Here is a 12,651-nt window from a genome sequence, read left to right as displayed (position 1 = left end):
AACGTTACTATATCGGGTATATAAAACATATAGAGAACGTTGGAGGCGAGTTTATGACAGAGAACGTAAATAACGTAAGTGACTTAATTCTATTAGATGATATTCAAAAAAATATAAATATTATTTTTTATAAAATCGAAGAAAAGTTTGATATAGAAAAAGAAGAGTTTCTTACATTAATCATGTTATGGAATAATGGATCAATGAGTTTGAAAGAGTTGGATGGTTATATAGATATTAAGCCATACAAACGAACAAGATTATACAATAACCTTGTGAAAAAAGGGTGGATTAAGAAAGTACGCCCAGAGAATGATGAAAGAACAGTAATTGTTGAAGTGAATAAAGACTTCGAAGACAAGAAAGATGCAATAATCGATTTCGCTTGTGAAGAAATCAAGAATAGAAAAGAACATTTTGAAAAACAATTTGAGTCAATCGTTAATACATGTAATATATAAAAACGCAAACCTGATGAGCAGGTTTGCGTTTTGTCATTTTTGAAGAATTTTGGGGAGGTATATAGGTTTTGGCTGCAGGGATTAAGAAAAAAGATTGTTAAAAAATGAGTGAGCAGTTTAAGGGTGGAAAAAATGTGAGTTAAAGGGGTAATAAACCCACGAGATTTGGGAAGATGTGAGTTAAAGAAGGAATAAACACACGAGATTTGGCTTAATGTGTGAATAAAGCCAAGAGATGAGCGAAGTCTGATGTGAACCCAAATATTTGACCTAAACAAATCAAAATATTGGGGTGCATTCTAATGAGGAAAAAATATGAATTTAAATTCAAACTAAAACTTGTAAAAGAATATTTAGAAGGACATCAAAGTTATAGAACAATTGCTTTAAAATATGGTGTTTCAAGTTGGTCTGTACTTCGGATTTGGGTCAATCAATATAAAGAGTTCGGAGAAGAAGGCTTAGAAGTAAAAAGTAGAAATACTGTTTATACTAGCGAATTTAAATTATCTGTTTTAAAATTTAGACAAGAAAATATGTTGTCTTATCAAGATACTGCGAATCACTTTAGGATTATTAATCCTATTATCATTGCCAATTGGCAACGTCAGTTTGATGAAAAATGTCGTCTTGATATAGATAATAAACAAAAGGGACGATCTCACACTATGACTAAAAAACGAGCTAAATCAGATAATAAAAATTTACCTTTAAATGAAAATGAACGTGAAGAACTTGAAAGACTTAGAAATGAAGTCGAGACGTTAAAGGCAGGTATAGCTTATCAAAAAAAGTTACAGGCCTTGACCGACATTTACGGAAGCAAAAATCAGAAATAGTAAAGGTCATTAAGGCATTACATGAAATATATAATATACGATTAAGTATCTTATTTAAAGTCGCTCAAATAGCTAAATCTGTATACTATTATTGGATAAATCAATTTAGTAAAGCTAATAAAGATGAAACATTGATTCAAGTAATAAAAGAAATATGTGAAGAATCAAACCATACCTATGGTTATCGTCGTGTTACACAAGCACTAAGAAATAGAGGTCTTATCGTAAATCATAAAAAAGTACTAAGAATCATGAAAGAATATAATCTAACTTGTACAAAGTTCACACATAGAGGCCGTAAGTATCGTTCCTTTAAAGGTAAAGTTGGTAAAGTAGCTCAAAATATATTAAATCGTAGATTTATAACAAGTCTCCCATTTCAAAAAGTCGTAACAGATATTACAGAGTTCAAATTAATGAATGGTCAGAAATTATATTTATCACCTTTTATGGACTTATATAGTTCAGAGATTATAAGCTTTAAAATCTCAAGTCGTCCTACATTAGATATAGTCATCAATCCATTAAAAGAAATGATAGAGCGTCGTCCAAACCTAGACCACCGTTTAACGATTCATTCAGATCAAGGCTGGCATTATCAACATTCACAATACACTAGATTATTAAAAGACCATAAAATATTTCAAAGTATGTCTAGAAAAGGTAATTGTCTAGATAATTCAGTTATGGAAAACTTTTTTGAGTTACTTAAACAAGAAATGTATTATGGCCAAGAATTTAAGGATTTTCAGGACCTTGAACAAGCTATTCATCGATATATCAATTTTTATAATAACGAAAGAATTAAATCAAAATTAAAAGGCTTATCTCCCAAAAATTTCAGGAGACAAACCTTTGAAATAATATACTAATTAAGGTTTAGATTTTTGGGTTCAGTACAGAGATAGTCCAAGTCGTGGCTTAAGTACTGAATAAAGCCAAAAGATGAACTAAATCTTGGCTTAAGTCTTGAATAAAGCCAAGAGATGACCCCAGCCTTACATCAACCACCAATATATCCATAAAATTCAAAGTGCACATATAACGAAAAACGCAAACCTAACTCAAGGTTTGCGTTTACTCATATTACTCATTTTTATCTTTTTTCTATTGCTAGTATATATGGTGGATTATCTTTTTTCTATTGCTAGTATATATGGTGGATTATTTTTTTGGTTTATAAATTGATAGTGAAGTACGTGTGCTGATTGTTGATCTATTGAACTTACGTAATTGATGACTTCGTTAGATTCAATCTGTCCTTCTGGGTGTCCTGGATACACGACTAATACGATGATGCCATTTTTACTTGTCATTTCGAATAGACTTTCAATTGCTTTAATTGTTGTCGGTGCATTCGTTGTAATATGTTTATCGCCTTTTGGTAAATAGCCTAAATTAAATATTGATGCGTCTATTTGCTCATGACGTTCTTTTATTATAGATGCTGCATTTTTATGACTTGTTTGATAATAACGGATATTACTAAATGCTTCTGTTTTGATTTTAGTATTTTTAATGGCTTCTTCTTGTATATCGAACGCATATACTTCTCCATTTGGAACTTGATTAGCAAGGAAAAGTGTATCGTTGCCGTTTCCACATGTTGCATCAACTACGATACTCTTGTCCGTTATATGTGTTGCTATTAAATCTCTTGCGAATGGTAAAATTCCTTGAACAATCATTTTTGAACTTTTTCTGCTTTCTTGAATTTAGAGCCTTGCATTGTGCCACGTTCTTTAAGTTCATTGTCTATAGCGTTAAGGACTTCCCACTTATTTACACTCCACATAGGGCCAACCATTAAATCGATAGGGCCATCACCTGTAATACGATGAATGATCATTTCTTCTGGTAAAATTTCTAATTGGTCACATACGAGTTGCGTATAATTGTCTTGAGTCATGAATTCAAGCATACCTTTTTCGTATTGTTTAACCATTGGTGTACCTTTAAGTAGGTGTAATAAATGAATTTTAATGCCTTGAACATCCATTTGTGCGACTTCTTTCGCTGTTTCCATCATCATATCGTAATCTTCACCAGGTAAACCGTTAATGATATGTGTACATATATTGATATTATGCTTTCTTAATTTAGCGATACCTTCGTAATAGCATTTCATATCATGAGCACGGTTAATTAAATCAGATGTTTCTTGGTGTACAGTTTGTAAACCAAGTTCTACCCATAAATATGTTCTTTCATTTAATTCTGCTAAGTATTCTACAACATCATCTGGTAGGCAGTCTGGTCTTGTCGCAATTGATAGTCCAACTACATTTTCTTCTGATAAAGCAGCTTCGTATTTTTCTCTTAATACTTCAACTGGTGCATGCGTATTTGTAAAAGCTTGAAAATAAGCGATATATTTTCCTTCAGACCATTTCTCATGCATCTTGTCTTTAATTTCTTTAAATTGTACATGGATTGGTTCTGCACGATTACCTGCAAAGTCACCGCTCCCGGCTGCCGAACAAAATGTACAACCCCCATGAGCTACTGTACCGTCACGGTTTGGGCAATCAAATCCACCATCTAATGCTATTTTAAAAATCTTCTCACCAAATTTATTTCTTAAGTGATAATTCCATGTATGATATCTTTTGTTATCAAATGCATAACGGAATTGTTCTGTCATTATATTTCACATCCTGTTCTACAAACTTATCTAAAGCATTTTAACATATAATATTGAACTTTTGCAGAAAAAGGTTTAGACTATTAAAATTGACAAAATTTGAGAGGAGGTCGAAATCCTTGAGAATGCCGAAAATTGTTAAAATGCTCATCATAGGAATGGCGATTAATATTACAGGATCGAGTTTCTTATGGCCACTTAATACAATATATATGAATGAAGAATTAGGTAAGAGTTTAAGTACAGCTGGTATCGTTTTAATGATTAATGCATTCGGGAGTGTAATCGGGAATTTATTAGGCGGAAGTTTATTCGACAAAATTGGTGGGTTTCGTTCTATTATTTTTGCCTCTATTTTAAATATTTTAAGTTTAATCGGGTTAAACTTTTTAAATGATTGGCCATGGTATCCATTTTGGCTTGTGATACTTGGTTTCGGTGGAGGCGTGATTGTGCCAGCTATTTATGCAATGGCTGCTGCGAGTTGGCCAAACGGTGGACGTACAACATTTAATGCGATTTATCTTGCACAGAACTTAGGTGTTTCTATTGGGGCTGCAGCAGGTGGATTTGTAGCGGACTTTAGCTTTAATTATATTTTTATGGCGAACTTACTACTATATGTCGTGTTTATCATAATAGCATTAAAATATTACAACATAGATTTAGATATTCATTTGAAAAATGATGAAGGCATCACGAGTGCTATGCAAGTTAAAGATAAAAGTAAATTCACTGCACTTATACTTCTATGTGTTATGTTTAGTTTATGTTGGATCGGTTATGTTCAGTGGCAAACAACAATTGCAACTTATACACAGTCAGTTGGAATTTCCTTAAAACAATATAGTTTCCTTTGGACAATAAATGGTGTATTGATATTAGCAGGACAACCTTTAATTGCGCCATTTATCAATAGATTTAAAGAGAAATTGAAATTACAAATGTTTATAGGGCTGACGATTTTTATTTTAAGTTATGTGATTACAAGCTTTGCTGAGCAATTTACAATGTTTGTTGTAGGGATGGTTATTTTAACATTTGGAGAAATGTTTGTATGGCCAGCAGTACCTGCAATCGCAAATAAATTAGCACCTAAAGGCAGAATGGGCGCATATCAAGGTATTGTAAACGCATCTTCAACAGTAGGGAAAGCATTCGGTCCAGTTGTAGGTGGCGTAATAGTTGATATGTTTGATATGAAAATGATGTTTTACAGTATGATATTACTTATTTTAATAGGTTATTACTTCTTATACATTTATGATAGAGGTATTCCAAAGCAAGATACATGATATTAATAAATAAGACTTGCAAAATATATTGAAATTGCATAATATTAGGATGTATATAAGTAAAGTAGCTTTAATGCGAATCTTAAGAGAGTCAGTGGTGCTGTGAACTGATGATATCCATTAAGTGAACTTATGAACGAATTATTATTTATTAAAAGCAATCTTAAACCATATAAATGAAGAGCACTTAATTGTGAATTCTGGGTGGTACCGCGGCATATTTATTCAAGTCGTCCCAACTGTTATGATGGTTGGGATGGCTTTTTTTTATTTTATAGGAGGAACGAACAAATGAATTATAATCATCAACAAATTGAAAAGAAATGGCAAGATTTTTGGGCAGCTAACAAAACATTTAAAGCTAACGATAATCTTGGACAAAAGAAATTCTACGCTTTAGATATGTTTCCATATCCATCTGGCGCTGGTTTACACGTAGGACATCCTGAAGGTTATACAGCTACAGATATCGTCTCAAGATATAAAAGAATGCAAGGTTACAATGTACTTCACCCAATGGGTTGGGATGCATTTGGTTTACCAGCTGAGCAATATGCTATCGATACAGGGAATGACCCTAAAGAATTTACAGCTAAAAATATTGCGACTTTTAAAAGACAAATTCAAGAGCTAGGTTTCTCATATGACTGGGATAGAGAAGTGAATACAACTGACCCAGATTACTATAAATGGACGCAATGGATTTTTATTCAATTATATAATAAAGGATTGGCATATGTTGATGAAGTAGCAGTAAACTGGTGCCCAGCATTAGGTACAGTATTATCTAATGAAGAAATTGTTGATGGTGTTTCAGAACGTGGAGGACATCCAGTTGTTCGTAAACCAATGAGACAATGGGTATTAAAAATTACTGAATATGCAGATCGTTTATTAGAAGATTTAGATGAATTAGATTGGCCTGAATCTATTAAAGATATGCAAAGAAACTGGATTGGTAGATCTGAAGGTGCTGAATTAAAATTCAATATTGATAATACAGATTTATCATTTGAAGTATTTACAACTCGTCCAGATACAATTTATGGTGCAACTTTTGCTGTACTTTCTCCAGAACATCCTTTAGTAGATTTAATTACGACTGAAGATGAAAAAGAAGCAGTTGAAGCATATAAATTAGCAGCATCACGTAAATCTGACTTAGAAAGAACAGATTTAGCAAAAGATAAAAGTGGTGTATTCACTGGTGCATTTACAACAAACCCATTCACTGGTAAAAAAATGCCGATTTGGGTTGCTGATTATGTGTTAATTAGTTATGGAACAGGTGCAGTAATGGCAGTTCCAGCACATGATGAAAGAGATGCTGAGTTTGCAGAGAAATTCAATTTAGATATCATCACAGTATATGATGAAGATGGTAAAATGATTGATTCAGATGTATTAAATGGCTTAACAAAAGAAGAAGCGGTACCTAAAGCGATTGAATTACTTGAAGAAAAAGGTATTGGTCATAAAAAAGTAAGCTATAAATTAAGAGATTGGTTATTTAGTAGACAACGTTATTGGGGTGAACCAATTCCAGTTATTCATTGGGAAGATGGTACAATGACAACAGTTCCTGAAGAAGAACTTCCATTAATCCTACCTGAAACAGATCAAGTTAAACCATCAGGTACAGGAGAATCACCTTTAGCTAATATCGATGAATTCATTAATGTTGTAGATCCTAAGACAGGTATGAAAGGTCGTCGTGAAACGAATACGATGCCACAATGGGCAGGAAGCTGTTGGTATTACTTAAGATATATCGATCCACATAACAATGAACAATTAGCTGATCCTGAAAAACTTAAACACTGGTTACCAGTAGATTTATATATCGGTGGTGTAGAACATGCCGTGCTTCATCTATTATATTCAAGATTCTGGCATAAAGTGTTATACGATATCGGTGTAGTACCAACTAAAGAGCCTTTCCAAAAATTATTTAACCAAGGTATGATTCTTGGTGAAGGTAATGAAAAAATGAGTAAATCAAAAGGTAATGTTGTTAACCCTGATGATATTGTACGTTCTCATGGTGCAGACACATTACGTCTATATGAAATGTTCATGGGTCCTTTAGATGCAGCAATTGCATGGAGTGAAAATGGATTAGACGGTTCACGTCGTTTCTTAGATAGAGTATGGCGTTTATTTGTTACAGAAGAAGGGAACATTACGGATAAGGTCGTTGAAAATGAAACTCCAGACCTAGACAAAGTGTATAACCAAACAGTTAAGAAAGTAACTGAAGACTTCGATACACTAAACTTCAATACTGCAATCAGTCAAATGATGGTATTCATTAATGATTGTTATAAACAAGATCAAATCAATAAAGCATATGCTGAAGGTTTTGTTAAAATGTTATCACCAATTGCGCCACATATTTCTGAAGAATTATGGCAAAAACTTGGTCATAACGATACTTTATCTTATGAAGTATGGCCAACATTTGATGAGTCATTACTAGTAGATAACGAAATAGAAATTGTTATCCAAGTTAACGGTAAACTAAAAGACAAAATTAAAATTTCTAAAGATTTATCGAAAGATGAAATGGAAGCAGTAGCGATGGATAATGAAAAAATCAAAGAAGCGATTGAAGGTAAAACAGTCCGTAAAGTGATTGCAGTTCCACAAAAGTTAGTTAATATCGTAGCAAATTAATCAATTAGGAGTGTTCTAGTGATGAAAGAAATTACAGTAACAGAATTAGCAGAAAAAATTACATCTAATAGCCCAATTAATATAGTTGATGTGAGAGAAGATCATGAAGTAGCTCTAGGTGTAATCCCTGGTGCTAAACATATTCCAATGGGAGAAATTCCAAATGAATTAGATCATTTCTCTAAAGACCAAACATATTATATTGTATGTGCAGGTGGCGTTAGAAGTGCTCGAGTAGTTGATTATTTAAATGACCACGACATTGATGCAGTAAACATAGAAGGCGGCATGAATGAGTGGGGCGACGATGGTTTAGAAAACAAAAGAGTTTAATGAAGAAATAAATAAGGCTGAGACATTTTTTAAATGTCTCAGCCTTAAAATATGTGTGAGTATAATATTGTTTAGAGTTAATAACAGTTATAAGAAGTTCTGTAAATAAGGGTGCCATAAATCACACCTGCCACTATATGCATACTATAGAATTTTAATCATTAAATTGTGCGGCGTTATAGCCTGCTACATATCCAGTGACAAGTGCGCTTGTTATATTATAGCCACCTGTATAACCGTGGATATCTAATACTTCTCCTGAGAAGTAAAGTCCTGCACATATTTTGGATGCCATAGTATTGGGTTCGATTTCTTTTATATTAACACCGCCACCTGTTACGAAAGCTTTATCGAGTGGAAGTGTACCATTTACTGTGAATGTAAATGATTTAAGGTTTTCTACGAATGTTCGAATGGCTTGTTGGGACAGATGATGGTATGTCACGTCTAAATCAATACTTGACTGTTGTAAGATAAAATGTAAATATCTTTCTTGGACAAGTCCTTTTAGTGCATTTTTAATTGCTTTATTTGGTTCGTCTTTTAATTTTTTTACAATTTGTTGTTCTAAGTCATGTGCTTTAATTTCTGGAAAGGCATCTATAGACATTTGTATGTCGGTTTTCTTTTGAGTTTTTTGTTCTTTGTAAACAAATTGACTACATCTTAATGCTGCTGGTCCTGAAACGCCAAAATGTGTAAACAACATATCCATTTGATGTGTAATTCTAGGTTTACCATTTTTCTTGAGTACAGATAGTCCAACATCTTGTAAACTTAATCCTTGTAGTGTTTTGTTTTTAATGAATGGTTCACTAGATTTAATTGGTACTTCTGTTGGGAATAGTTCTGTTATGGAATGACCTAAATGCTCAGCAAATTTATACCCGTCTCCTGTCGATCCAGTATGTGGCACACTGCAACCGCCTGATGCGATGATGACAGTCTTTGCAGGGATAAATGTACCATCTTGTAGTGTGACGCCTGTTATTTGTTGATTTTCACTTTCAATAGATGATACTGTAGTTTCTTGGCGTATTTCTACACCATTTTGTTTAATGGAATCAACTAGTGCATCAACAACATCTTGAGCGCGATTTGAAACAGGAAACATTCGTCCGTGATCTTCTTCTTTTAAGTGTACAGATTTAGATTCAAAAAATTGTATAATAGATTCATTGTCGAATGTTGAAAATGGACTATATAAGAATTTTCCATTACCAGGAATGTTTTTTATAATTTCTTCATAAGGTAAGCGGTTGGTAACATTACATCTACCGCCACCAGAAATGCGGAGCTTTCGTCCTAAGCCTTTTTTCTTTTCAAGTAACAAGACGTTTTTACCATTTGAACTTGCACTATATGCGGCCATTAAACCACTAGGTCCAGCACCGATAATTATTGTATGATACATAAGTTACCTCCATAAGTCGATGTAATAATATTTTAACGAATAATGTGTCTTTAAAAAAGTAGTAGAATAGAAATAAACCTGTTATTATTAAATTTAAAAGTAAATTAGATAGGGATGAAATTATGTCAGAAAGTAAAGCGCTAGTAAGGGGAACCTTCCTACTTACTGCAAGTATTTTAATAACAAAAGTAATTGGTATTCTTTATTTAATACCTTTTTACGCTATTATAGGCGATGAAAAAAATCTTGCCCCATTTACATATGCTTATCAACCATACACAATCATGATAACAATAGCAACTGCGGGCGTTCCTTTAGCAGCTGCGAAATATGTATCTAAATATAACGCATTAGGTGCTTATAAAGTAAGTAGAAAATTGTACCGGTCAAGCTTTTTAGTTATGACGGTATCAGGATTTATCGGATTTTTATTACTTTATTTCTTATCACCAACTATTGCTCAATTAACTTTAGCAAATAAAGGTGGTATAGAAGGCGGTTGGGGTATAGAAGATATTACAACTGTTATTAGAACAATAAGTTTTGTAGTATTATTTATTCCATTACTCGCAACATGGAGAGGGATCTTCCAAGGATTTAATTCAATGGGTCCTACAGCTGTATCTGAAGTAACTGAACAAGTAGCACGTATCGCATTTATACTTGGTGGAAGTTATATCGTATTAAATGTCATGGATGGTTCTGTATTAATGGCCAACCAAGTTGCAACATTTGCAGCTGGTATCGGTGCAATTATCGCATTATTGACTTTACTTTATTTTTGGATGAAGAGAAGACATTTAATAAAAGCAGAAGTTCAACAAGATACAAGCGATATTGATGTGTCGTATATCAAAATATATAAAGAAATTATTAAATACAGTATTCCATTTGTAATCGTAAGTTTATGTTTTCCGATTATAAACTTAATCGACCAGTTTACACATAATACTGGGTTAGCAATGGCGGGGGTAGGCAGTGAATTACAAGATATTTATTTCACAATGCTGAGTATGACAACTAATAAAATTGTTATGATTCCGACATCTCTTGCAGCAGGATTCGCAGTGAGTTTAGTACCATTTATTACGAATACTTACAATTCAGGTAGAATTGATGCAATGCATCACCAAATTAGAAAATCATTAGGTGTATTGTTATATTTAACAGTTCCAGCATCACTTGGCATTATGGTATTAGCACAACCATTATATAACGTGTTCTATAGTTATAATCCAATGGGTACAGAAATATTATTCTGGTATGCGCCAGTTAGTATTTTAATCGCATTATTATCTGTAACAGCTTCAATGTTGCAAGGTATTGATAAACAAGCCTTAACAGTATGGATCGTTATCGCGTCATTAGTCATTAAAGCAGTTATAAACTTACCACTTATTATGGTATTCCATACGTTAGGTGCTGTTATTGGTACGGCAATCGCATTATTAGTAGCTGTTATCTTAAATTGTGTAGTTCTATATAAATATGCAGACTTTAAATTTAATATCACAATTTACCATACATTAAGAATTACTTTCTATACTATAATCATGGTATTATTCGTTGAGTTAAGTTACTTTATTGTGTCATTAATCATTGATCCAACATCTAAATTAGGTGCGCTTATCACACTTATTGTAGGAGGATGTGTTGGTGTAATCGTATATGGATATTTAACAATGCGTTCACGTTTAGCAGATGAATTTTTAGGTGATTTAACTGCTAAAATTAGACGCAAAATTAAGTGGGTGTAAATGATGAGATTAGATAAATTTTTAGCAAATTCAGGTATCGGAACAAGAAAAGAAGTTAAAAAGTTTCTAAAGAAAAATCTCGTTACCGTTAATGATGAAATCGTTAAGAAACCTGAAATGCATATTAATCCAGAAGAAGATGTCATAACATTTGATGATATCCCGATAGAATATGAACCAGTTGTCTATTTAATGATGAATAAGCCATCAGGATTCGTTTCAGCAACAGAAGATGATGAACATGAAACAGTCATTGATATTGTTCCAGAATATATGCATTTAGATTTATTCCCGGTAGGGCGTTTAGACAAAGATACAGAAGGTTTATTACTTTTAACAAACGATGGTAAATTCTCGCATCAACTTATGAGTCCGAAACAAAAAGTCGCTAAAAAGTATTATGTTGAAGTATCTGGACACATTTCAGATGATGCAATAGATATTTTTAAAGCAGGCATTGATTTAGGGGACTTTACGTCTTCACCAAGTGAATTAGAAATTGTAGAAAATGGAGAAGAGTCGATAGCTTACGTTACGATTTATGAAGGTAAATTCCACCAAGTTAAGCGAATGTTTCATGCGATAGGTTGTGAAGTGACTTATTTAAAACGTGTTCAAATTGCTGATTTAGAACTTGATGAACGTTTAGAACTTGGTGAGTATAGACATTTGTTAGAAGAAGATTTTAAATTTTTAAATTTATCTGTTTAAAATGTTTAGAAAGATTTCCGCGGGGTAATATAATAACTATTAACTAAATAGAGGTGGATACAAATGGCTAAAAAAGCAGGATTATTTAGAACGTTAGTAGTATTAGGAGGAACTGCAGCAGCAGTTGTCTTATCTAAAAAAGAAAATAGAGATAAATTAAAAAATGAATACGGGAAATATAAAGAAGATCCAGAGAATTACAAAGAAAATGCTAAACAAAAAGCAAACGAACTAAAAGGTAAAGCACAAGACGAGTACTCAAAATATAAAGAAGATCCAACTTCTTATAAAGAGTCAGCTAAAGAAAAAGCGAAAAATGAATTCCAAAAAGCAAAAGAAGATCCAAAAGGTTATGCATCAAATGCTAAATCTCGTCTGAAAAAAGAAGATCAAGATCCAACTGAACAAAGAGAAGCTAAATTTGATGACGAAGGCGGAACTGCTAACAACAATTTAAGAGTTGTTACAGAAGAAGACTTGAAGAAATAATTTTCTTCTTATGTTCAATATTGGCTAAAACT

Annotated in this window: 12 protein-coding genes; 9 read left to right on the top strand and 3 right to left on the bottom strand. The window is 32.8% G+C overall.

Features of this window, described 5'->3' with window-relative positions; genetic code table 11:
- Positions 1 to 53 precede the first annotated feature (53 nt).
- The 3 genes from LQ693_RS06045 to LQ693_RS06035 all read left to right on the top strand — a co-directional run bounded on the left by LQ693_RS06045 (position 54) and on the right by LQ693_RS06035 (position 2,172).
- Positions 54 to 461, top strand: a complete 408-nt coding sequence (locus LQ693_RS06045) for a transcriptional regulator, SarA/Rot family (RefSeq protein WP_107591017.1) — start codon at positions 54 to 56, stop codon at positions 459 to 461.
- 302 nt (positions 462 to 763) lie between these two features.
- A complete protein-coding gene (locus LQ693_RS06040) occupies positions 764 to 1,300 on the top strand; it encodes a helix-turn-helix domain-containing protein (RefSeq protein ID WP_107618185.1) in 537 nt (178 codons plus the stop codon).
- Positions 1,297 to 2,172 carry an IS3 family transposase gene (locus tag LQ693_RS06035; RefSeq protein WP_332298945.1) on the top strand — a complete coding sequence of 292 codons (876 nt, stop codon included), beginning with the start codon at positions 1,297 to 1,299 and terminating at the stop codon, positions 2,170 to 2,172. Before LQ693_RS06040 ends, LQ693_RS06035 begins: the two co-directional genes overlap by 4 nt.
- 258 nt (positions 2,173 to 2,430) lie before the next feature.
- Here the strand turns inward: LQ693_RS06035 and mnmM are convergent, their stop codons facing one another.
- Both mnmM and mnmL read right to left on the bottom strand, forming a co-directional pair.
- The gene (mnmM, locus tag LQ693_RS06030) at positions 2,431 to 2,988 is read right to left on the bottom strand and encodes a tRNA 5-(aminomethyl)-2-thiouridylate-methyltransferase MnmM (protein WP_107565161.1); all 558 of its coding nucleotides are present in this window, start codon (positions 2,986 to 2,988) and stop codon (positions 2,431 to 2,433) included.
- Complete coding sequence (mnmL, locus tag LQ693_RS06025) at positions 2,985 to 3,944, bottom strand: tRNA modification radical SAM protein MnmL/YtqA (RefSeq protein WP_107565162.1); 960 nt, start codon at positions 3,942 to 3,944, stop codon at positions 2,985 to 2,987. Before mnmL ends, mnmM begins: the two co-directional genes overlap by 4 nt.
- Positions 3,945 to 4,063: 119 nt before the next feature.
- On the opposite strand from mnmL, the gene LQ693_RS06020 reads away from it, so the two are divergent.
- The 3 genes from LQ693_RS06020 (at position 4,064) to LQ693_RS06010 (ending at position 8,248) form a co-directional block, all read left to right on the top strand.
- Positions 4,064 to 5,239 carry an MDR family MFS transporter gene (locus LQ693_RS06020; protein ID WP_025905261.1) on the top strand — a complete coding sequence of 392 codons (1,176 nt, stop codon included), beginning with the start codon at positions 4,064 to 4,066 and terminating at the stop codon, positions 5,237 to 5,239.
- A gap of 291 nt (positions 5,240 to 5,530) precedes the next feature.
- A complete protein-coding gene (gene leuS / locus LQ693_RS06015) occupies positions 5,531 to 7,915 on the top strand; it encodes a leucine--tRNA ligase (RefSeq protein WP_107565164.1) in 2,385 nt (794 codons plus the stop codon).
- Between the two features lie 21 nt (positions 7,916 to 7,936).
- Entirely contained in the window at positions 7,937 to 8,248 is a 312-nt protein-coding gene (locus LQ693_RS06010) for a rhodanese-like domain-containing protein (RefSeq protein ID WP_107565165.1), read from the top strand.
- Positions 8,249 to 8,402: 154 nt separating this feature from the next.
- Here LQ693_RS06010 and LQ693_RS06005 read toward each other — a convergent pair whose 3' ends face one another.
- Positions 8,403 to 9,662, bottom strand: coding sequence for a BaiN/RdsA family NAD(P)/FAD-dependent oxidoreductase (locus LQ693_RS06005; protein ID WP_107565166.1), 1,260 nt, complete (start codon positions 9,660 to 9,662; stop codon positions 8,403 to 8,405).
- Positions 9,663 to 9,784: 122 nt separating this feature from the next.
- On the opposite strand from LQ693_RS06005, the gene LQ693_RS06000 reads away from it, so the two are divergent.
- The 3 genes from LQ693_RS06000 (at position 9,785) to LQ693_RS05990 (ending at position 12,619) form a co-directional block, all read left to right on the top strand.
- Positions 9,785 to 11,419: a putative polysaccharide biosynthesis protein gene (locus LQ693_RS06000; RefSeq protein WP_107565167.1), complete on the top strand. Its 1,635-nt coding sequence runs from the start codon at positions 9,785 to 9,787 to the stop codon at positions 11,417 to 11,419.
- A gap of 3 nt (positions 11,420 to 11,422) precedes the next feature.
- Complete coding sequence (locus LQ693_RS05995; protein ID WP_025905266.1) at positions 11,423 to 12,130, top strand: pseudouridine synthase; 708 nt, start codon at positions 11,423 to 11,425, stop codon at positions 12,128 to 12,130.
- Positions 12,131 to 12,193: 63 nt separating this feature from the next.
- Positions 12,194 to 12,619: a YtxH domain-containing protein gene (locus tag LQ693_RS05990; protein ID WP_025905267.1), complete on the top strand. Its 426-nt coding sequence runs from the start codon at positions 12,194 to 12,196 to the stop codon at positions 12,617 to 12,619.
- Positions 12,620 to 12,651: the final 32 nt, after the last annotated feature.

The sequence above is a fragment of the Mammaliicoccus sp. B-M6 genome, assembly GCF_022386965.1.
Lineage (GTDB): Bacteria > Bacillota > Bacilli > Staphylococcales > Staphylococcaceae > Mammaliicoccus > Mammaliicoccus sciuri_A.
Note: the sequence above shows the minus strand (reverse complement) of the source record. Positions and strands in the feature narration are given on the sequence as shown.